This window comes from Flavobacterium tyrosinilyticum, assembly GCF_023656565.1.
In the GTDB taxonomy this organism is placed as follows: Bacteria; Bacteroidota; Bacteroidia; order Flavobacteriales; family Flavobacteriaceae; genus Flavobacterium; species Flavobacterium tyrosinilyticum.
In genome coordinates this window covers 66,930-89,181 of sequence record NZ_JAMOKG010000002.1, presented here as the reverse complement: position 1 = coordinate 89,181, position 22,252 = coordinate 66,930, and the positions used below count along the sequence as shown (strand labels likewise).

At 32.7% G+C, this 22,252-nt stretch carries 16 protein-coding genes; 14 read left to right on the top strand and 2 right to left on the bottom strand.

What is annotated here, in order from left to right:
• Positions 1 to 193 precede the first annotated feature (193 nt).
• On the top strand, positions 194 to 1,117 hold the full coding sequence (locus NCC77_RS08085; protein ID WP_250835123.1) for a bifunctional helix-turn-helix transcriptional regulator/GNAT family N-acetyltransferase: 924 nt from the start codon (positions 194 to 196) through the stop codon (positions 1,115 to 1,117).
• Positions 1,118 to 1,233: 116 nt separating this feature from the next.
• On the opposite strand, the gene NCC77_RS08080 is transcribed toward NCC77_RS08085, so the two are convergent.
• Positions 1,234 to 1,917 carry a S24 family peptidase gene (locus NCC77_RS08080; RefSeq protein ID WP_250835122.1) on the bottom strand — a complete coding sequence of 228 codons (684 nt, stop codon included), beginning with the start codon at positions 1,915 to 1,917 and terminating at the stop codon, positions 1,234 to 1,236.
• A 309-nt stretch (positions 1,918 to 2,226) separates the two neighbouring features.
• On the opposite strand from NCC77_RS08080, the gene NCC77_RS22960 reads away from it, so the two are divergent.
• The 4 genes from NCC77_RS22960 to NCC77_RS08065 all read left to right on the top strand — a co-directional run bounded on the left by NCC77_RS22960 (position 2,227) and on the right by NCC77_RS08065 (position 3,685).
• Positions 2,227 to 2,361 carry a hypothetical protein gene (locus NCC77_RS22960; RefSeq protein ID WP_256385529.1) on the top strand — a complete coding sequence of 45 codons (135 nt, stop codon included), beginning with the start codon at positions 2,227 to 2,229 and terminating at the stop codon, positions 2,359 to 2,361.
• Positions 2,358 to 2,633: a hypothetical protein gene (locus NCC77_RS08075; protein WP_250835121.1), complete on the top strand. Its 276-nt coding sequence runs from the start codon at positions 2,358 to 2,360 to the stop codon at positions 2,631 to 2,633. Before NCC77_RS22960 ends, NCC77_RS08075 begins: the two co-directional genes overlap by 4 nt.
• Positions 2,634 to 2,645: 12 nt before the next feature.
• Complete coding sequence (locus NCC77_RS08070) at positions 2,646 to 3,362, top strand: DUF3164 family protein (RefSeq protein ID WP_250835120.1); 717 nt, start codon at positions 2,646 to 2,648, stop codon at positions 3,360 to 3,362.
• Between the two features lie 122 nt (positions 3,363 to 3,484).
• Positions 3,485 to 3,685, top strand: coding sequence for a hypothetical protein (locus tag NCC77_RS08065; RefSeq protein ID WP_250835119.1), 201 nt, complete (start codon positions 3,485 to 3,487; stop codon positions 3,683 to 3,685).
• 8 nt (positions 3,686 to 3,693) lie between these two features.
• Here NCC77_RS08065 and NCC77_RS08060 read toward each other — a convergent pair whose 3' ends face one another.
• Entirely contained in the window at positions 3,694 to 3,963 is a 270-nt protein-coding gene (locus NCC77_RS08060) for a hypothetical protein (RefSeq protein WP_250835118.1), read from the bottom strand.
• Positions 3,964 to 4,092: 129 nt separating this feature from the next.
• On the opposite strand from NCC77_RS08060, the gene NCC77_RS08055 reads away from it, so the two are divergent.
• The 9 genes from NCC77_RS08055 to NCC77_RS08015 all read left to right on the top strand — a co-directional run bounded on the left by NCC77_RS08055 (position 4,093) and on the right by NCC77_RS08015 (position 22,248).
• Positions 4,093 to 4,338 carry a hypothetical protein gene (locus NCC77_RS08055; protein WP_057119678.1) on the top strand — a complete coding sequence of 82 codons (246 nt, stop codon included), beginning with the start codon at positions 4,093 to 4,095 and terminating at the stop codon, positions 4,336 to 4,338.
• 320 nt (positions 4,339 to 4,658) lie between these two features.
• Positions 4,659 to 4,946: a methyl-accepting chemotaxis protein gene (locus tag NCC77_RS08050; protein ID WP_095931269.1), complete on the top strand. Its 288-nt coding sequence runs from the start codon at positions 4,659 to 4,661 to the stop codon at positions 4,944 to 4,946.
• Positions 4,943 to 5,395 (top strand): CHAP domain-containing protein, encoded by a 453-nt coding sequence (locus NCC77_RS08045; protein WP_250835117.1) that lies wholly within the window; start codon positions 4,943 to 4,945, stop codon positions 5,393 to 5,395. Before NCC77_RS08050 ends, NCC77_RS08045 begins: the two co-directional genes overlap by 4 nt.
• A gap of 28 nt (positions 5,396 to 5,423) precedes the next feature.
• Positions 5,424 to 5,924, top strand: a complete 501-nt coding sequence (locus tag NCC77_RS08040) for a hypothetical protein (protein WP_250835116.1) — start codon at positions 5,424 to 5,426, stop codon at positions 5,922 to 5,924.
• Between the two features lie 220 nt (positions 5,925 to 6,144).
• A complete protein-coding gene (locus tag NCC77_RS08035; RefSeq protein ID WP_250835115.1) occupies positions 6,145 to 8,349 on the top strand; it encodes a hypothetical protein in 2,205 nt (734 codons plus the stop codon).
• A 2-nt stretch (positions 8,350 to 8,351) separates the two neighbouring features.
• Positions 8,352 to 11,528, top strand: a complete 3,177-nt coding sequence (locus NCC77_RS08030) for a hypothetical protein (protein ID WP_250835114.1) — start codon at positions 8,352 to 8,354, stop codon at positions 11,526 to 11,528.
• 2 nt (positions 11,529 to 11,530) lie between these two features.
• Positions 11,531 to 12,205 (top strand): hypothetical protein, encoded by a 675-nt coding sequence (locus NCC77_RS08025; RefSeq protein WP_250835113.1) that lies wholly within the window; start codon positions 11,531 to 11,533, stop codon positions 12,203 to 12,205.
• 396 nt (positions 12,206 to 12,601) lie between these two features.
• On the top strand, positions 12,602 to 14,335 hold the full coding sequence (locus NCC77_RS08020) for a hypothetical protein (protein WP_250835112.1): 1,734 nt from the start codon (positions 12,602 to 12,604) through the stop codon (positions 14,333 to 14,335).
• A 479-nt stretch (positions 14,336 to 14,814) separates the two neighbouring features.
• A complete protein-coding gene (locus tag NCC77_RS08015) occupies positions 14,815 to 22,248 on the top strand; it encodes a hypothetical protein (RefSeq protein ID WP_250835111.1) in 7,434 nt (2,477 codons plus the stop codon).
• Positions 22,249 to 22,252 lie beyond the last annotated feature (4 nt).

Here is a 22,252-nt window from a genome sequence, read left to right as displayed (position 1 = left end):
CTTTCATAATTATTTGATCCGCACTAAAAACTCCAAAAGTCAGATTTTGGAGTTTTTTTTTATAATATTCTTGCATGCTTTTTCAAAAATAGCTTCTAAAAAATTGGCGAACTCATAAAAAAACAAATCCAAAAATAGTTGACAAAAGCAACTAATTTTATATATTTGTACCTCAACAATACAATATCAAATCATGACTAGTACGACTTCAAAAATTAGAAGTTTCAATAGATTTTATACTGCGCATTTAGATATTTTAAGTCAGCATTATTTAGACAGCGAATATTCTTTGACTGAAATACGAATCCTTTATGAAATCAGCGAAAGCAAAACTATAACAGCTCAAAAAATCACTGAAATTTTAAATCTGGATAAAGGATATTTAAGCCGAATTTTAAAACGTTTTTTAAAGGAAAATTTAATTGTGAAAATCGCTTCAGAAGAAGACAAACGCGCTTTAAACATTAAACTGACCGATTCTGGCAATGAATTATTAAGTGTTTTAAATACTAAATCTGAAAACAAGATTGAAGGTAAAATTGAGAATCTGAATTCTTCGCAAAAAGAAATTTTGGTTGATGCAATGAAAACGGTTAGAAACCTGCTGACAGAAAATAAAATAGCTCGAGAAGCTATTACGTATCGTCATGAAATTACGCCTGGAGATGTTGGCTATATTATTCATTTACACGGCACGATTTATTGCAAAGAATACAATTTTTCGACCGATTTTGAAAAGTATGTCATCAAGACTTTTTACGATTTCTTAGAAAAATATTCCCCAGAAAATGACCGAATTTGGATGGCCGAATACAACAACAAAATTGTAGGTTGTGTTGCAATCGTACATCAATCCAACGAAGAAGCGCAATTGAGATGGTTTCTTCTAGATCCTGCTTTTAGAGGTCTCGGAATTGGCAAAAGATTATTGACTGATGCTGTAGATTTTTGTAAAGAAAAGAAATTTAAAAATGTTTTTCTGCTTACCACAAACATGCAAGACAAAGCGCTTCAAATGTATAAAATGATGGGATTCGAGCTCACAAAATCGGAACAAGTTCAGGAATGGGGAAAAACGTTTTATGAGGAGCGATATGATTTGAAATTTTCTATCTGATTAAGCAAACAGATTTTAAAAAAACATAAAGGCTTTAGCCAAACTTTTAAGTTTTGACTAAAGTCTTATTTTATTTGATAATCTCTTAAAACGGTTTGAAAACTTTTACTTGCAATTTACATCATCGTATTAATACGTATGCTTGCTTTTATTAATGCCAAAGCAGATATTTTTGAAATATGAATGTCTTTTGGCTGATGATGTGAATTCTGACTTACCAATTTTACATACTCCTGCCCTTGTTCAGACTTTTGAACATATTTTACGGTAATGTATTCTTCCCAATCATTTAGTTTTACACTTAAAAGGTACATTTCGCCAAAAAAGATATTTTCAAATTCTGTTTCCTTATACAATATAATATCTCCTGATTTCAATAAAGGATACATGCTGTCTCCTGTTACAGAAATTGCTCCATCACATTTTGGAAGATTTGGAATTTTTATTGTATCCAAAATTCTTTGCGGTTCACCGCTGCTAAAGAGTTCTCTTAAACCTGCAACGGCCTCCAAATCATACAACGGTATCTCTTGATTTGCATGAAGCGTATCAACTGTTTTTCTATCACTATTCATAACTACAACGCTAGTATTTTCTTCTTTAATCATAGGCCCGTTTCCTGTTAATAGCCACTCTGAATTGAGGTCTGGATAATAGTGTAATATTTTACACGCCTTATCGGTTCCCATATTACTACTATTATCTAAAAACTTATTAGAAAATCCTAAATCATTACAAAACTTATACTTAGTAATCCCTTTATAATCAAGATATTCCCGCACTCTTTCCGTTGACCCCATAAAAAGATGTATTATTTTACGTTAAAAATTTGTTTTAATGTATTATTTTACATTATATTTGCAAAGTAAAGAAAAATAAAATTGAAAAACAATAGGTTAAGCCAGAAAATATTAAGCAACAAAAAAATGAAGCAATTTTAAATTACACACAAATAACTGATTTACAAATAATAAATAATAAAAATTCGCAAAAAGAAAAATACTACCCTAAAATACAAAAAGAATGGAAAATACTACGAATCTAAAAATAGTTCTTTTATAAATAATCTGAAAACAAGAAAATATCATTAAATCTTAATCCAAATTGAAATGGGAACAAATCAAATCAAAGAAAAAATTCGGGAACTGGAAAATTGGCTGATTGAAAATCCAAATAGTCCCGAAAGAAGTTTAATCGAATCTGACATTAAAAAATTAAAAAATCAATTAGAAGAAAAATTATGAATAAAACACAAATCGAAGAACGTATCGCATTATTGTATCTGGCACTTCAATATTGCACAGAAAGAAACAAAACTTTTACAGCTGGAGAAAGAATCTGCATTAATCAGGAACGTTTTCAATGGATGCATATTCTGGATGATGAAACAGCGTCTCCCCGTCCTGTTACGCCAAATATTGAAAGTAAAATAAAAGAGGTTTCGAAACTTGCTTTGCACCATAATTTCAAACCTTATTATGCAGATCCATTTAAAGAAGAAATATTAATTTACTAAAAGCCCATTATTATGAACACTACAACTGCAAACAATTTTAAACCTGTTATGGACTTAACTCAATTTTCTGCCCAACAATTAAAAGAAGCGCTTCAACGAGTTGAAAACAAGAAGAATGAAGAAAGAGATGCTTATAAAAAACTAGTAGCAGAAACGATTCCAAAAGCACTTTCTAGATTACAGCAAACTTCTGAAATGATGCAAAATGCAAAAACGGAAACTTTTAGACTGTTTGAAACTATTCTGGACTTAAAAAATCAAGTTTACGGATTTAAAGAAAAACAGATGTCACACACTTTTTCTAATGACAAAGAAGAAATTACGATTGGATACCGCATTAACGAAGGTTGGGATGATACAGTAACTATTGGAATCGAAAAAGTGCAGAATTATATTTCGTCTCTTTCTACTAGTAAAGAAACTGCTTCGTTAGTCAAAATTGTTTTCAATTTATTAAAAAAAGATGCCAAAGGAAATCTAAAAGGTTCTAGAGTTTTGGAACTTCAAAAACTGACAAAAGAATTTAATAATGAAGAGTTTACAGATGGTGTAGAGATTATTGCTTCGGCTTTTAAACCTGTACGTTCAAGCTGGTTTATTGAAGCTTGCCGAATTGACGAAAATGGTGTAAGAACCAATATTCCGCTATCGATGTCTTCTGTAGATTTTTTACAAGGCTATGCTTTTGATTTCTTTAACCAACAAAACGAACAAAACAATGCAGCTTAATCACGACATTTATTTATCACTGTTATTAACGATTCTGTTAATTCTAACCAATTTAAAGCCGATCCTTTTATTTAGAGAATGGTTTTATTTCAAATTAAAAACAACTTTTAAACAATACCTAAATGAGCGTAAAAATAAAGCCAATTACAGATCATGAAAGCTACAAAGCAAACGAACATACGATTTTTAAAGACGGACTCGGAAACTGGAATTGCAGTAATGACTTATCCAAAAAAGAACGTCTGGCTTTTAATCAGTACGAAAGTATTGTGATCAAAAATCCAAGATTCAAAAAACACACAACAGCCACTTACAAAGGCTAAAACGACCTCTAAACTTGCAGCCGAAAAAAGCAGGTAAATAAAATGGTTCCTGTTTCTTCTTCTTTCTGAAGAGAACCAGGAACCGATAAACGGGCGATTTCTGCCCTTATAATAAACAGCCAAAACTCATTCTTTCTATTGGAATCCAAACCTAAAAAGGTTTTGGAAACAGGATTGTCATGCGGGGTTTGCTGACCTAAATTGTTAAATAAATCTTTAACAAATACAACCTCAGAACGAGGTTCAATATAAAAATGGCATCGGGAAGTAAAAACCATTTATTGAATATGATCAAATGGTTTGGCTGTCTTAAATATGATGTCTTTATAATTCAAACTATTAACTCTTTTTCAAACTTCGTTCTTCTTAAAATTTTCTTTTTTCTATCATTCAAAATATTATCTCTCATGCCTATATCCTCAAACAGAAGTCTCGGAATTCAAAAAAATAAATTAATGCGTTACAAACTCATTAAAGAACTGTATCAAAAACACAAAACGGAAGATATTCCAACTACTGTAGTGTGGCGCAAATACGTCTATCCGGTTTATCCGATTTCTAGAACTACTTTGTATGAAATTCTCTGTACACCTATTACTTCTGAACTAAAAAAAATTGAAGAACTTATGAGCAATCAGGAAAGGTCTTCTTAATTCATATTAAAGAAAAAAATCATTCTTTATTTATCTTCAAAAGCATCCTTATTGTGATGCAAAGATGAAGCATTTACTTCATCTAAAACGACTTCTGTTCGCTTTCCTTACAACTCTGTAAAGCCCTAGAATACAAATGTTCGCAGACCTTGCAATCATTTTTTTTAGGGCTTTTTTCACCCAATCTTTGCAATCTCAAAAGGAAACAACCGCGCTCAAAAACTAGAAAAATTTCCAGTTAAGCTTCCTCTCTAAACAACGCAAAGTTGTTTTTTGAACAAATCATTTTTAAACCCAACATTCAACTTTAAACACATTCAATGGAACAGTTTTTATACCCCACTCTAACCGCATTCTTTGCCGCTTTTATTACTTGGTTTTTCTCTATGCGAAAATCACTCGCAGAAGATCGCGCAGCCGAACTCGACAACGCCGTAAGTGCCGTAAAATATTACCGTGATCTTCTAGACGATATCACCGCTAGGCTTACCGCCGCCACAGAAACGATCAAAAAAATGGAAATACAGCACAAAGAACTCATGCTGATCAACCAGCAACTGGTTGACGAACTACAAAAATTTAAACAATTAAACGGAAAAAGCTCATGACACTAGCTCAAAAAACGATCGAAATCGCTACGGCACAGATTGGTGTCGAAGAAATGCCACGAAACAGTAATGCAGGACCCGAAGTTGAGATCTATCTAAGAAGCGTCGGACTTGGTAAAGGATATGCCTGGTGCATGGCTTTTATCTATTGGTGCGCACAGAAAGCTTCTCTTCAGATTAACGAAAAAAATCCTTTAAAGAAAACGGGAGGTGTTTTAGATCAATACAATTCTAGACCGCTTTTGGTAAAAAAAACACCTCAGCCTGGAGATGTTTTTATTATGGATTTTAATAACGGTACTGGTCACGCCGGATTTGTCGAGAAGATTGCCGGAAATACAATTTACACTATCGAAGGAAACACCAATGATTCTGGCGGACGCGAAGGCTATAAGGTAGCTAGAAGAAAACGCGATATCAAGAGTGTTAAAGGCTTTTTACGACTCTAAAAACAAAACTTACAAACCCAATTTAATTATGACTAAAAAACTAAAACGTCTTGTTTTTTCTCTTTTCATTATCCTGATCATGATTTCATGCCGAAGTCCTAAACCGGTGCAAAATGAAAACAAAACCCAGACCATTACCATTACCGAAACTTTACACGATACTGTTTTTAAAATTGCAGAAGACAGCAGTTCTTATAATGCATTATTAGAATGCCTTAACGGAAAAGTAATTCTTAAAAATGTTATTCAGGCCGAACCAGGGCGTACATTAAAAAGCCCAAAGGTTCGACTTGATAACAATAAACTTCAAGTAGACTGCAACCTAAAAGAACAGGAACTCTACGCGCATTGGAAATCGAAACAGGTTAAAGATGTCCAAGAAAAAACGATCACTGTTACCAAGTTTATCAACTATCTCACTTTTTGGCAAAAAGTACAAATCTGGTTAGGGAGATTACTGCTTCTTATTCTCCTCTTCTTTATTGGAAGATTCATCTACAAAATCTATAAACCTGAATGGTTTAGATAAAAGATTCCATTACTAATTCCGCATTAGAAATAACTTATTTTTTTAACACATAGAAACATAGTTCCTCTAGAATAAATTAAAGAATACCAAAGAGAAATATATTTCTTCCACATAGCTAATGATTGCTTGAAAACAAGTGAAACGCCTTTTTAGATCACTCTGCATCTATGTTTCTATGTGTTAAACATAATTATACCAACGAACAAATAATACTTAAAATATGTCCGCAAAATCCCATTTTTTTATAGAGTCGGGAGGTTTTCCCGCGCAGTTGTCAGGTCAGGGCTTTGGACCTCAATCTGAAACTGTTTTCAACCTGACTTCTAGATTTACTTTAGACGCGCCCAAAAAAGCCTTTTCGATTTGCAAAGGAGTTGTTTTGGTCCAGCCTCAAACCGGCAATCCCGATAAAGTGAATCTTATTCTTCGTCCTTACAAACAGCCGTTTCCTGGGTTGAATATCAAATATTTTGTTTACAGAGGTTTACAGAAAAGTGATTTTTTTACTAATGATGCAGATCCTTTGGTTATTAAGAATGAAGGATCGTATTCAGATTTCATCGACAAAATAAACATCGATTTTAATGCTTTTCATGAAGGACGTGTGAAAATAGAGAATAATACAACCACACCTATTCCTGTTCCTCCTTTCACAGCTAAATTTATTGGCTATGAAAAAGAAAAAGATGATGACGATACTGATGGAACTTTATTAATCCCTCTTTCTGACTTCTTCTTTAAAGAATCCAAATTTGTCGCGGCCGGCGATACTTTTGATGAAAAAGACGATTTCGAATTACCATTAATCGATATTGGAAAATCATTAGGAAACTTTGCACAAGGCGAATGCGGAATTGATGTTGTTCTAAATTACGGCGATTACAAACATGATTTTGACAATACTGAGTTTGCTTTCAATTTAGAATATGCCCGCAAACCTTTTGCAGAAATTACGGTAAATGGTTCAACAGATTTCATTAAGAAATTACAGCGCGAGCAAAGCACTCAATTTATTGATATTGCAGCTTTTTATGGATCGCATGTTGAAAATGGAGTTGTTACAGCAACTGCTTCTGGAGTTCAAACCGAGAAAAAAGGAACAGCTATTTTCACTGATTTGCTTAATAAGTTTTGGACGAAAAACAATTGGTACGTTTATATTCAAAGTGATCGTACTCGCAGTTATGATTTTTACGGAAACTATAAAATTGGTGAAGGTCCTGAAAATGTAAAAACAGGATTGTTGAAAGATACAGCAACCAATGAAGTTCCTATGACTGCTCTAACGTATGGAAATTCTGGATGGCCAGTTTTAATTAATACACAACAACAGGCAAACACGATTACGACAAATAACCTGTATCTGCAATTTCCAACAGACAACAATAACAACACTGCTTTTTACGGACAACTTGCCAAAGTTGCCAATGCACAAAAAGACAATTTTATTAATGCAGATGGTTTACGATTAGCTCCTGATGAAGAAGGAAATTACAGTGAGCTAACTTCTACAGTGCAATTAACTACTCCAGCTGTTGCAGGCGAAAACATTGTTGCATTAAGTCTTTTGATTTATCAGGGAAAAATAAATACATATAAAATTCGTGAGGAAGAAGACGAAAACGGAAATCCTATAGTCGCAAATGGTGTTGCAAACTTTTTTGATGATGTCTTTAATTTAATTAAAGCACAGCCTTTACTAAAATTAGGCAGTGATGAAAGTTATTCTAGAATGACTTCTGAAAAACTAAATCTAATTAATGAGTTTTATGATAAAAAACAGCAGGGTATTTCGATTGTTCAAACGCTTGCTGTAAACGATGTTATTGAAACTGGAATTGAAGAAACACCAACTGTTGCCCGCATTACTTACATAACAGAAGCAATTGATGTTATGAACAATGCTGTTTCTGCAACTGGAAGCACTTCACCTGATACTAAAACCACAGCTTCTGCCAGTGGTACAGTAACTAAAAATAAAACGTACCAGTTGCCTGATCCTTATTACTACAATTTAAAACTGTTCACAGACAGTACACAAACCGTTACAGGACTAAAACTAAAAACGCTAGATGGCTCTATACCCAACAAAATTATCCTAGGATTAACCAAAACTGAAAATGAAACTATAAAAGATTTGATTTCTAGTGACATGAAAAATCCTCGATTGTTTTTGATTGATCTTTTTGAAGATCGAAGTGAATTGGTTTCTCTTGAAAACATTAAGTATCAAAAATATAGGGTTGCTATTGTGATTGAAAATACGGAAGGCAACAATGAATTGATAGAAGAACTAGAGAATCCTGTTTTTGTGTATTCGCTTGATAGGAGATATCATTTTAGTAAAGGGTATAGTGAGTATATGCCTGATACAATTTTAACAAAGTTAGAATTAGATTTAAATATAAACTTAGAAACGGAATAAAAATGGAAAATGCCGTAATATTAAAAACAGGAAAAGTAGTTCGAAAATCCTCTTTTATTTCTGGTTCTTTAAAAATCGATTTGCAAGGTTTTGCCGATCAATTTGCAATTGGAAATTCAGACAGAATCTACAAACATGTTAATAAAGAGAATTTTAACCTCCAAGATTTAGATGGTTATGATAAACCAATTTCAGCAGGTTATTACTTACAAAGCGAATTTTTAAAGTATATAGCAAATATTATAACTCTTAAAAAATTAAATGAATATGTTTTAAAAGATTCTGACTTAATTTTTGCTAAGGATGGAGATCAAATTGAAGTATTTCGTTTGCATATTAAATCACCATATAATTATTTCTATAAACAAGAGAAGTTTAGTATTGGTTATAAAAAAAATATCCCTGTTGTAGACAGTAATCAAAATATTATTATTCCTGTTAATCAAGAACCCGCTGTTATAAACAGTGATAATGTAACCATTACTTCTCAACAATTCTATAATAAAAGAATTTCTATAGCTAATACTTTTAACGAAACTAAGGAAAAAGATTCTGCAGCATTTTTAATTACTAAAATTGCTATAATGATTAACAAAATTGAGCGCGAAATTTTCCCATTATTTGCTCAAAATGAAGATCTAATTTCTTATACAAACAATCAAATTACGGAATGGCTATCTGATGAAATTCTTATAAATCCTAGTTTGGAAACTCTTGCGGAGTTCTATCAAAACATAACCGATTATTACAAAGTTGCGTACTCAAATCAATTAAAAATATTAGAATCCTCAGGAACAGAAAAACTTTACTGGTTAGCAATGGGACTTAGTTCTCAATCACTATCTGGATTACCAGTTAATGAGAAATGGAAAATATTATATTATTTAATAAAAAATAAGTTAAATAATAATTTTGAAAGAATAAAAGAAGAAGAGCTTGTTATAAATTTAGTATATTCTTTTAACTTATCTAATATTAATGAAATAGATCAATTTTTAAGCTTCTTTCTATACCTATACGAAACTGGAACAGATAAAAAAGCAACATTCTATGAGATTCTTTATAATAGTATGAGTACAAGTACTAATATGAAGCAAGGTTTAATAGGTTTATCAAACTGGGTATTAGGCACTCAATACCAACCTACAACAACGAAAGGGCAATTTGTTATGGCACTTTATATGTTGTGGCAGTTTAGTAAATATAATCCTTATGATGACTATGGCAAATTAAAAAACTCAACAATTGACTTTAGAAGTTCTAATTCAATTGCAAGTTTTTCATCTGACAGCACCACTCATTCTTTATTTAATTATACTCATTATGTTGCTTATGATCCTGTTTATTGGACTAATTCATCAAAAGAAATAAAAGAATATAAAATTTCAAGACCAGATGCTTCTCCAATTTTGATGCCATATCAATCATCAAAAATTATAGGCATATACTTTGATAATTTTAATTTTAGTCTAAGTGGTGATAAAATAACTGCTTATCAATCTTTGCCCGTAATATCATCAAGGAGCGACGAAAACTTTACTCTAGTTGAACAAAATGAAGTACAATATGGAGTTTATGATCTTTTTCAACCAGTTACTTTATTAAACACAGATATTGAAACTAGGACTGCCTTATCCACTGTTAATGGACAAAACATTTTAATTAATGGTCAAAATATAAATGCTTTCATTCCTCTTTTCGTTTTGTCATTTATTGACAAAGATGGAGACAGTAGTGATGCTGAATCTATTTTAGGATATGTTGTTGATGTAGCTACAACTTTTACAGGTATTGGAAATTTAGCAAAACTAAAGCATCTCAAGTGGGGAGCATCTGGATTAAAAGCAGGTGAAGTCGCATTAAAATCATTAGAAGGTTTAAAGATTGTTGTTGGAGGAGTTGAATTTACAGCTGGGGTTCTAGGCTTTTTTGCCAACTTTGTGGAGTGCAGTGAAAATGATTCTTTCTGCCAAGGAATGAAAACTTTTATTGCAGTTTTCCAATTGGCATGTCTCACTACTAATGTTGGTACTGGAATCGCATCTTTAATTGCAAAAAGAGAAGCTGCTAAATTACTCAAAATTGCTGGTGAAGGTGCAAATGATTCCGAAACAATTGTTAATTTAAAATCAAAATTACAACAGTTAGGCTCTAACGCATCTCCAGAAATAATTGATGAAGTTTCTACTAGAATTTTATTATTAGGAAGGTTAAACTCATTACCTATTGACCTAATTGCAATAGTTCTTTATAGAAAATTAAAAAATACGTTATTACTTGAGCAAAATAAACTTTATCGTTCGACCGTTACTATATTAGAAGATGCACCTTTGAACGAAAATACTGTTTTTGGCAAATTACCGAGATTCTCATTATACAAGTACATAGAAGTTGTGCCCAATACCCTTTGGAAAAGAGTAACAGGAGGAGATGTGTATTTGCATACTGAAGCTGAGTTACAAGAAATGATTGATATTGGTAAATCTTTAGAAATAGATGAATTAACAGATATTCGTTTTAAAAACACAAATGATGTAACCGAACATTTTATCCTTAAAAGTTTTAGAACTATTAAACAAAAAACTAAAGCTGAAGTTATTGAACAAATGAGGTTTTACAAAACATTCCTTACAGAAAGAGAAAAAGTACCATTTTGTTTTAGTTTAGTAGATGACGCAAAACACTTTATTGATTTTAAAACCGAATTTTTAAGTATATTGAGTAAATATGATTATGGTGGAAATATAAAACTTCTAAATTATTTAGATGAATATCAAATTTCTGGTTCTGCTTTGTATAAATTAAATCCTCCTGACATGGATATTTCTGGATATATTAGAAGAAAACATATACGGAATTTAACTGAACAAAATATTGAGCTAATTGAAAAAAACAGAGCTATAATTATTAAGCAGTTTGGCTTCAAGAGCTTTAAAAAAATTGAAACAGCAATTTATAAAGCTAATGATAATAATAATCAAATTAAAGCTTACGCACTTTTAAGATATGAAACAAAAGTTGTAAATAATAAGGAAATTAAAATATTTTATACATTAGCTGATGATATTAAAAGTATGAAAAATAAACCTAACACACCAAACTCCACCGATTTTAATTTATTTGATGTTAATGAAACAGCTAGAAGACTACAACCAGATTTAACAATAAAAACAAAATAATTATGATAGTAACATATAAAAATTTTTTAAACGAATCTATTACAGAAATTCAAGCCCTAAAAATGGAGGGCTATAAAAAAGAATTTCAAGATAATAATGTAGTAAAAAAAATTGAAAACAAATATGCTAGTGGAAATTTTCATATAACTTATTACAAAGATAACAATGAAAGTAATGTTTTAGAAAATTTGTCTAAAGAATATCCTAACGCAAATGTTTTTAGAATTAGAACCAGACAAAATTCAGTCAATTATACTATCGAAAATGAAGATTATATTGAAGATGGAAACCTAGAATTAAAAAATACTCTGATAAGAGATAGTAGAGGAAGAGTAATAGCGTACAATCAAATTGATATCATTAACAACCAACCTTTACATAAAGATTCAGTTAAATATTTTTACAGTGAAGATATTTACAATAACTATTGTGTTCCAAATTTAGAACATGGTACAATTCTTGACAAAGATTTTCAAGTCTTCAGTGCTTCATACAATGAAGAAGGCAATTTAACTGAAATTGAGTTTAATTTTGCAAGTACATACGATACAGAATATTTCTTCCCAAATCAACCAGCTCCAAATGACATTGAAACATGCAGACAAATTTGTAATCTAACTAATGAACAAATGAATTATTTCCTCACAGACGAATTATTACCAATTCCTAATTTTTAGATCCCTGTCTTGTCCTAAAATAGATTTACAAAAAAAAACAACTCAAAGACCACAAATCCTTGAGTTGTTTTAAGATCAAAAGAGAAAACCAAATCTCTTAAAACTCCAAAAAATTACATTTTAAAAACTCTGGAAACTTAAAACCATAAGTTTCCCTACTCTACTATTGTCTATATCTGAGCCAATACAAACCTTACTTCTTTATTTTACAGCTCTGTAAAATAAAAACTATTGTGACGCCACTAACACAATTTTTAAACATTCAGATTACTTGCAATCATCCAAAATTAACAACTGTTTGTAAGTACCACATTTATCTGAATGAATTACGGTAATCCCCTATAAGCCTAATTAAAAGCCTGTAAATTATTTAAACCCGTAAAAAATTAATTAAAAATGAGTACAAATCACAACAGAATCAGAGTGGCGGACTTAGAAACAAATCAGCCAAACAAAATTTTAAAAACAAATCTAAATGGTGAATTAGAGTTTATTGATGCAAGTACATTGCAAACAGACACTAACAATGTTAAATTAACAGGTAACCAGACGATTAAAGGAGAAAAAGTTTTTTCGAATACCAATGGCAATCCCTCCTTAAATGCTACAGTTAGCTTATCGGGGACTGCTGCTACCAATTTTAGTAGTACAAATGATGGTCTAGCATTATATGTAGCTGGTTTTAATAACAAGAAAGAAATAGCAAGAATTATTGCTATTGACGGAAGCGCGACTGCTTTGAATTTATATAATCAAAACAGCGCAACTGGAGATTTTTTAAAGGCTATTGATTCGAGTAACAATACCGTTACAAAAGTAGATAAGGATGGAGTAGTTACTGCAAAATCCTTTGTTAAAACAGGAGGTACAAATGAGCAATTTTTAATGGCTGATGGATCTGTTAAGTCTGTTAATCTCCAAACCGAAAACTACAATGCACTTGATTGCACAACTGAAGGAAAAGCCTTAGATGCCAGACAAGGAAAAGTATTAAAGGATATGATTGAGAATGTTAGTACTTCACAAGTTTCTTTAGTAAATGATCTCACAACGGGAGGAACTACTGAAGCTCTAACTGCCGAAATGGGAAAAACTTTAGAAAACACTAAACTTACAGCCTCTCTAGCTACAGATGCAGAAACGCAAATAACCTCATCTATTTCAGAGGACAAAAAAGCAGTAAGCCGTTCAAAACTTTTTAATTGGTGGGAATGGTTAAAAACAAAAAGTCAAACAATTCTTGGAGACTGGACATTCAAATCTTCATTAATATTTGGAAATTCAGGATATTTTACTTCAGATAGCATTAGATTTTATATGCGTGCTTATACAGGAAAAAAACTTCAAATTGGTGTAGAAGGTGTACCAAATGATGCATTATCAATTGATGCAAATGGCGTTTCTCTTTATGACAAGCTAACCTTGTCTACTGGTACATCTGCTAAACCTGCTCTTATTCTTCCAAATGGTGTATTAAGTACTGTAGCTCAAAACGGAGCAATAGAACGTGACAGTTCTGGAAAACTTTGGACAACTAGAAATGGTGCAAGATATATGCTCACAGAAGATGATGGAAGCTATACTAAAATTTTATTAAATGGTGCCCAAATGATTTTGGACACGCCGCCTCCATACATCAGTACTAATTCGGTTAAAGACACTTTATTGGGTTCATTCCCTGTTGGTACTCTATCCAATAGTATATTAGCAAAATTGACAATGATTGCAGGAGCAGGTGATGCCGTTGGCGGTGGAGGCACTCTTCCTCCAACCACTAACAAATTTCAAATTGTTATAAAATTTTCTAATGCATTACTTAATTCCTCAGCTTGGGGTCCAGGATATATAAGTGAATTAGTTTTAATTGACAATGTTAACATAACTGGTACAACATCAATGATTTCCGGAACATACGCTGGTTGGGATTCAAATGTGGGTATATTTAATGGATATTACGTTTTTGATAATTTAATACCGTCAAATCCTAAAAACCTAAATACTGTATCGGCACAAATCTTTTGTAGAAGACTCATCGAATTTGAAGATGCAACAAACAGGAATGCCAACAATCAAGCGATACGCTCTTATACTTCTATTACATCAACTTTAGTTGAAAGGATTAGAATGTAACAAATTATAAAATATTAAATTCTAAGCAAGCTTATCAATTAAACAAAATCTTATCAGATCACTCAAAACATTTTAGTCTAAAAATAATTTTTTTTTTCTTCTATGTTAGAGTGATCAGATTTTGTAAAATAATTCAAAATTCTTTGCTGTATATTGACTTTTTTAAAAGTCAAACTCAAACCTCATTCACTCTCTTTACAACTCTGTAAAGCCCTAGAACACTCATGTTAAACCGCTAAGCAGCTTTTTTTTAAGCTCCCTTTTTAAGCTCATCTTTACACTGTCTAAAGAAAAAAAGAGAGTAAAAACCTCTAAAAAAACAAAGTCTTTTGAAAAAATTACTAGGCGAATAAATTGCTCAAACTGCTGAGAAAAATTCCTAAAAAGAGAGGCATTCACCCAAAAAGATTGGTTCGATCTAACTACAATTTAATCATTCTGAATACGAACAAAATTAAAGTCAAAAACAAAATTAGAATATGCCAACTAATCCAATTCCTGCGGTTCCAATTCCTACAGCGAGATATTATCCGAGATTATCCGAGATAATTACTGTAGACGATTTACCAGAATTCTTATCGTTTGTCGAAGATGGCTTGAACTCCATTTTTGATAAAATTCATTACAAAAATTTACAATATTCAAAAGGATATCGTGGTGATTCTGCCTTTTACAGTCTTGATATTGTTTCAAGTACAAAACTGGCGCTCCCTCTCCCTTTTGGTCTAGGTCTGGTTCTTAATCCAGATCTAAAAGACAATGATTCTTCTATATCATCATTTCCCATTACGTTAGAATATCAGTGGGAAATTCTGGCTTTCTTAAAAACATTCAGCGCCAGCAGCTTCTCTTTTTCTATGGAGGATTTTTATGCTGTAGGACTTCAGGTTTTCCGCATTAGCGAAGAACAGGTTATTGCTCACATGATGAATATTTTTGTGGAAGCGGAAGATGGAAGAACAAAATACGAACAGCTTTTAGCCGATATCAATACATTTGACGAAGTTACTAGTGACCCAACGTATCAGGAATTAGAATTTCCTGAAAATGTTGAGCAGTCTATTCAAAGCGTCATTGATGTTATCAATACTAATCCTCTTTTTACAAAATCAATTCCGTTATTACTTTTCGGAATTTATATCGCAAGAAAAGGCACTAGTGTAAACGAAATCAAGCAAAAATTGCAAGATTTCTACAACATTGTAGCTCCAGACGGAATTGAAGCTCACATTAAAAGAATTATTACTCCAAAAGCAAAAGCAACTTTAGCTTTAAGTGCCGGTATTGAGTTTCCAAGAAATATTTTAAAACCTGTCGAGCCTAATGGTTCTGATTATGGTACTGGAACTGAAAAATCGATGTTCGTATTTGCTCAGGCACAATTGTATGCTGATACCGAAGAAGGAATTGGTTATCAGTTAGAAATGGGAGGATCGCTCCAACCTAAAACTGCCATGATTGGCAATACGGGTTTACTTCTTCAATTGGACACTTTAAAAGTCGATTTAAGCAAAAAAACCAATATCTCAGAAGCCGATGCTGACGGACGTCCAAATGATTTCGTTGGAGTTTATGCTCGTGCTGTTTCAGTAACTCTTCCTTCAAAATGGTTTAATAAAGTTCCTGAAACTCCAGGAAGCACAACTCCAACACTACAAATTGGTGCTTCAGATTTGTTAATTGGTACTGGCGGACTTTCTGGAAATATTTATCTGGAAACAGTTCCGAGTACAAATGGTGCTTTTAATTATTTCAACGACAAATTCAATTTTAATTACCCAATCACCATGTTCGAAAAGGACGAAAATGGTGTGGCCAATAAAAAAGAAATTACTGATTACCAGTCTTTAATTGTCTTTTTACAAGAATTGAACAGTAAAAATCTACCGTATGCATTTGATTATCCTTTATCGTTAACGACACTTTCATCAATAAATTCATCAACTATTGATGCTTCAACAACCTATATTTTTACTGATGCTAAAGATTATCAAAGCTTTCTAGCAGAACTTTACGACAATACACTTTGGAAAACTATTGGTTCTGATAAAAAAGGATTCAAAGTAGGCTTCAATAAATTTGATATTACTTTCAAACAAAATAAAGTTACCAGCTCTAACATCAAAGGCGCATTAGAAATTCCTAAACTTAAAGAAAAAAATGGAGATCCATTAAAAGTTAATCTTGAAGGCCACTTAAATGATGATGGAGATTTTAATCTTACTGCTTCATTTCCAAAAGATAATAAGCCAAAAGCAAATCTATTTAATCTTGTAGATATTGATTTCCATAGTTTCGAACTCGGAAAACAGGATGAAGATTACTATTTAGGCACGTCTTGTTATGTTTCTTTTCCTGAAGGAACTTTAATGGGAAGTTTATTAAAAGGAAAAGGATTTGAAGTTGAAAAACTGCGTGTGTACAGCGATGGAAACATTGAAGTTGAAGGAGGATCTATTCCTATTCCGATCAGTCTTTCTGTCAATTTAGGTCCAGTCCAAATGGCAGTTACGAACATCAACTTTGGTTCAACCCAAATTAACGGCCGTAAGTATAATTTCTGGGGATTTGATGGCGCAATCAGTATTAATCCGCTTGGAGTTGATGCCCGTGGCGAAGGAGTTAAATTTTATTACTCTACAGATGGAGGTCCAAAAGATTCTTTTTTAAGAATCCAAACTATCGAAGTCGATTTAATCATTCCAGGAACTGCTACGGAGTCTTCGGCTATGGCGATTATTCACGGTATGATTTCGCTTCCTGAACCAGGAAAATCTAAGGAATTTATTGGTGAAGTTGGCTTAAAACTTCCAAAAGCAAAAATTTCAGGAAGTGTCGGCATGCGCTTTATGCCTAAATATCCTGCTTTTTTAATTGACGCAAGCATTGAACTGCCTGTTCCTATTCCTCTTGGATTTTTAGCAATTAATGCCTTTAGAGGTTTATTAGGATTTAGATATGTCGCCACCAAGGAAGCTGTAGGATTAACAAAAGACGATTCATGGTATAAATATTACAAACATCCAAAACCAGGTACCAATATTAAAAAATTCAGTGGGCCACCAGACTCTATGCAGTACAATTCTCCATTTTCTATTGGGGCTGGAGCCACTTTTGGAACCGTTGCCGATGGCGGACATGTATTGTCTCTAAGAGCCATGCTTTTACTGTCTCTGCCTACTCTATTTTACATTGAAGCAGGACTGAATGTTATTTCTTCAAGATTAGGTTTAATTGAAGATGATCCGAGCAATCCGCCGTTCTTTGCCATGGTTGCTTTTGGAGATGATTCATTAGAACTAGCAGCTGGAGCTGATTTTAGTATTCCGAAAGACAGCGGACAAATTATTAAGCTTCATGCCTTGTTAGAAGCCGGATTCTTCTTCAAAAATCAAAAGCCTTGGTATGTAAATCTTGGCTCTAAAAAAGATCCGATCACAGCAGAAGTTTTAACCTTATTTACCGCAAAATCTTTTATCATGATTTCTGCTCAAGGTATCGAAGCCGGAGCAAGATTAGATTTTAAATTACAGCAGAGTTTTGGCCCTGCCAAAGTCAAATTATGGGCTTATCTGGAAATGGGCGGAAAAATCTCGTTCAAACGTCCTCAAATGGGTGGTTACATTAGCGCGGGTGGAGGAATTCAGATTAAACTTTGGATTATTAATGTTGAAATTGCTTTAGATACTATATTCTCTGTAGAATCATTTAAGCCTTTCTTGATTTATGCCAAATTAGAATTGAGCGTTCGTGTAAGAATTGCTATGATTAAAGTACGTAAAAACTTTACCGTCGAACTGCAATGGGATATCAACCGAGTTATTGATCGTACACCATACAGTCCGCTTCCAAAAGGAACTGTCGGAGATGGTGAAGATGACAGAACATTGGAAAATGTCAAAGGGGTTCATATGTTGACTAATCAAGCTTTTTCTTTGGATTATTTCAAATCTGTTGGTGAAAAAAATTATGAAAGCAAAAAACTTTATCCAGATGGAACGCCAAGACCTGAGTTTATTACGTCAGTAATTCCTTTAGATACTTATATCGATATTAAAACGGCTAAAGGATTAGTGCCAAGTACTGAATTAGCCAAAAAAGTTGGCGGATATACGGGTGAGGCCAAAAACTATACTGATATGATGCCTCCTGAAGCAACATCGAAAGCAGGTAGAAAATTACGTCAGGTCAAGCATGAATACGGAATCAAATCGATCAATTTAAAATCTTGGAATGGCTCTGCTTGGGTAGACTACAATCCTTTTGAAGCAGTTGTAAAAGACACGGAAAGAACTCCTGAATTAAATAAATTACCTTGGGCACATTGGCAAAAAGCTATTGACCAATATGATTCTATTCGAGTATTAGCAACAAATCCTTTCTCATTTTTAAGTGCGGCAGAACCAGGATGGCATGTTCCTGAACAATTGGGAATTACATCTACAAAATTGTTCTGTGCTTCAACAGAAATTGACAAACAGCGTATGGATTTCCTTAACAAACAAATTGGAAAGCGCTACTATGTGCCTATGCAATATGAAGCTGACAAAATTAACAAATTGTTTTTTAGACTTATTGGAGAGCTTCCTTTAATTGTTGGTAACTACACTATGGAAGGAGGTGATTTTATGAGTATTACTGCTAATCAAAATAATTTTGGGTACCGTAGATCTTTAACTTTTAAAAACGAAAACGAACTAGAAATCATTTTTCCTGAATCTGCTATTGATCCTGAATTAAGGCTTACAACTCAGGCAAAAGAAGTAAAAATTACAGCTTATACTGCTACATTTAACGATGGTGATAAATTAGTATCATATATGCCTCTAAACTTTAGCAAAAATCAGACTGACGAATTTTCTGCAGAACAAACTTACTTGAAAGCGGAATTTTCAAATGCAATAACCTTATATACTGAAGAAGTTGATGGCCAAAAGAAAAAGATAGATAAAATTGTAATTAGTCCTGTTTCAGCAAATGCAAAACGTATTAGAGAAATTAGAAATGAGATCGCTGCTTTATTTGGTGATATTTACGATGAGGGAACAGGAGAGACTGAAATTGCACTAACAGATCCAATAAAAATTGCCAAATACAATTCGTTAATGACTGAATTGGCAAACCTAAAAATGGACGCAGGGAATGAAAACCCTAATACTGAAAGCAATCCAAATGCTTTGACTTTTACTCATTATTATGGTTATAATGGAAAGGCTCTATATGATTTTGATCAGGTAATTAAATTCAATGATTCGTATGTCATTGCATTCCATCCAAAAGAGGATGCTAAAACTACTATTCTATTACATGTCAATTCTGATGGTGGTATTATCAGAGAACGTTTAATTAATGGAGTTGTAACTTCTCTGCAGATTGTAAATGGCAATTTAATTGTAACTCAAGCTCTGAATGCAGAACAGTGTAAAGGAATTGGGGAAGCAACGATCGATCTTGATTTTATTGTAGGATGTGTCTCTCCAATTGCTGCGACAGCAATTGTTGAAATGGATGAAGAACTAAATCCGATTTTAGGAACACAGTATTTGAATACTTATTCTTTAGGCTTTAATAAAATATTGCCATTAGCAAACAATGATTTGCTTTGGATTAATACACTACCGAATGAAACACAAATCAGCTGGATTAAAGGAAGCGACAGAACTGTAGTGTATCGTTCTAAAATTAATGAAGAAGCAGTTAAAGTTCTTCAGCATAATGAGAATGAATTTAGTTTGATTACTAAGAATAAAAAAGTTATCCGTTTAAGTGTCAATAATGCATCAAAAGTAATTACAGTAACAGATACAAAAGCAATTTCTACAAATGAAGTAGTTGAAATTGTCGATGCCATAATTGCGAATAATAAAACGCTGCTTTCGGTTAAATTATCAAATGGCAAATTTGCCTTAGCACAGATTGATGGAAATACGCTTTCATTATTAAAAAATGATAACATTTTTGATTCGGTAATTTATTTATCTAATCAAACATTAAATGATCATTCGGTTGTAGCTTACAATACGCATTATTTGTTTGTATTGAATGAGACTTTAACCCAAGCAAGATTAATTAAAAGAGAAACAAATGTTACGGATGCTTCAATCACTCATATCCAAAATGAACCATCCGTAAATGAGATTATGATGCTTTCGAGCAAACCAAAAGAAAAGGGAGTTTATTTCTCATTGTTTAGTGATGCATTTGATAACTGTTCTTTACATCCTGCCGAACAAGTTTCTGTAACTGCTTCAACAGCTGCTTTAGCAAGCTCAAGTATCAATTATACAGTATTGGATTTAATTAGTGGATTAGATTTTAGAAGAAACATTAAAACTTCCAACATAATTACAACTGATGCTATTATTTGTTCAAGTCTAGTAAATGCTGAAGATCCAGAACTTGATTACACCACTTATATTCAGAGAATAGATTGGTTTAGCAAAGAAGAGTATTATCATAATAAAACGATTTTGGATATTCCTGCTGTAGCTGAGCAATTACAAGCGATGAAAAGTGCTGTCGAAACAACAGTACAGCCAATCTGGAGACCAAATACAACCTATTGTTTAGATTTTACTTTAACAGATACAGTTGATGACAATAAAAAGAATCCAACAGAATTTAAATATTATTATGGATTTAAAACACTTGGACCAATTGGACACTTCCCGGTTAAGGATCCTGAAGCAATTGATCCACAAAATCCGCCGGCTAAAAATGAATTGACAGCATTGTCCAAATCTCCGCTGACTTCATTAAGAAGTTATCTGGATTATAATCGTTCTTATCCAAATGCAGATGGAAGTTTATTACAATCTAAACCTTCATTCTACGGCAACGAACAGTGTGACATTTCTTTATTCTTTACGAGTACTTATACTTCACACATGTTTAAAGACTGGTCTCCATACGGAACTGGAAAACCTGAGATTCAGGGAAAACTAAATCTTTTCATCAAAGATCCGCTAACTGATCTTCTTATTGAATATCCAATAAAACCATTGGAAGAAGGAGAAGAAGAAATCGCTTATCCACAACCGATAGAAAAAGATAATAGCGAAGAATGGACTGATGATAATGATCCTAGAATTCCATTGGGTGTTAGACTATTAAACAATTTTATTAAAGACCCTTCTAAGACGCGATGTACTCTTGAATTAGGAGATCCTTTAAAACCAAAATCATTAAAATACAAAACAACTTTAACCAATTTAAAACCTTCTAAACTGTATACTGTTTTAGTCAATAACTTTTTTGATGGTGCACAAATAGGAATTTCAAGCGAAAGCAAAAATATCTTGGTGCATCAATTTGGATTCCAGACTTCACGCTACAAAGATTTTGAAGAACAAGTTCAGAGTTATTTTGTTGATAAAGAAAAAACTAAAGAAGCTTTATATGATGTGAATGTTAATCTGGATCAGGAACGTATTGATGCTCTGCATTACTTAATCGCTCCTAAAACTGATACTGCCACAAATGCATTGAGCGATTCAATGGCAACAAAATATCAACATTTATTTGATCGTGCAACCGAAGGAATCTTAAAACTTTCTCCTCTTGATCCTGCACAAGGTACTGAGATAAATAGAATTATTGATACAAATACTGGAGCAACGATAGCACTTTTAGTTCGAAATCCTGAGCCATTTAATATTCCGAAAATGCCTTTAGAAGAAATTCAGGATACTATTTCTGTTTTAGATCAACTAGAAAACCCAATATCTGGGTACAGTGTGCTGCATTCAAAAGACTACTCGCAAGCTTTGATTATGCATAACAGCAAAACCATTTCTGGAATAGAAAACTTGAAAATCAGGTTTAAATACAAAATGTGGAATAGCGAAGGAAATAGTCCTTTAACAAACATTATCGATACACAGATACTGCCATTATACAATACAAATCTTTAAAAAA

Bases quoted from the DNA above. Each gene is read 5' to 3' on its own strand.
- NCC77_RS08060 (WP_250835118.1), bottom strand. From the start codon at position 3,963: ATGGTTTTTACTTCCCGATGCCATTTTTATATTGAACCTCGTTCTGAG.
- NCC77_RS08070 (WP_250835120.1), top strand. From the start codon at position 2,646: ATGAACACTACAACTGCAAACAATTTTAAACCTGTTATGGACTTAACT.
- NCC77_RS08065 (WP_250835119.1), top strand. From the start codon at position 3,485: ATGAGCGTAAAAATAAAGCCAATTACAGATCATGAAAGCTACAAAGCA.
- NCC77_RS08040 (WP_250835116.1), top strand. From the start codon at position 5,424: ATGACTAAAAAACTAAAACGTCTTGTTTTTTCTCTTTTCATTATCCTG.
- NCC77_RS08035 (WP_250835115.1), top strand. From the start codon at position 6,145: ATGTCCGCAAAATCCCATTTTTTTATAGAGTCGGGAGGTTTTCCCGCG.
- NCC77_RS08050 (WP_095931269.1), top strand. From the start codon at position 4,659: ATGGAACAGTTTTTATACCCCACTCTAACCGCATTCTTTGCCGCTTTT.
- NCC77_RS08015 (WP_250835111.1), top strand. From the start codon at position 14,815: ATGCCAACTAATCCAATTCCTGCGGTTCCAATTCCTACAGCGAGATAT.
- NCC77_RS08020 (WP_250835112.1), top strand. From the start codon at position 12,602: ATGAGTACAAATCACAACAGAATCAGAGTGGCGGACTTAGAAACAAAT.
- NCC77_RS08025 (WP_250835113.1), top strand. From the start codon at position 11,531: ATGATAGTAACATATAAAAATTTTTTAAACGAATCTATTACAGAAATT.
- NCC77_RS08045 (WP_250835117.1), top strand. From the start codon at position 4,943: ATGACACTAGCTCAAAAAACGATCGAAATCGCTACGGCACAGATTGGT.
- NCC77_RS08080 (WP_250835122.1), bottom strand. From the start codon at position 1,917: ATGGGGTCAACGGAAAGAGTGCGGGAATATCTTGATTATAAAGGGATT.
- NCC77_RS22960 (WP_256385529.1), top strand. From the start codon at position 2,227: ATGGGAACAAATCAAATCAAAGAAAAAATTCGGGAACTGGAAAATTGG.
- NCC77_RS08055 (WP_057119678.1), top strand. From the start codon at position 4,093: ATGCCTATATCCTCAAACAGAAGTCTCGGAATTCAAAAAAATAAATTA.
- NCC77_RS08030 (WP_250835114.1), top strand. From the start codon at position 8,352: ATGGAAAATGCCGTAATATTAAAAACAGGAAAAGTAGTTCGAAAATCC.
- NCC77_RS08085 (WP_250835123.1), top strand. From the start codon at position 194: ATGACTAGTACGACTTCAAAAATTAGAAGTTTCAATAGATTTTATACT.
- NCC77_RS08075 (WP_250835121.1), top strand. From the start codon at position 2,358: ATGAATAAAACACAAATCGAAGAACGTATCGCATTATTGTATCTGGCA.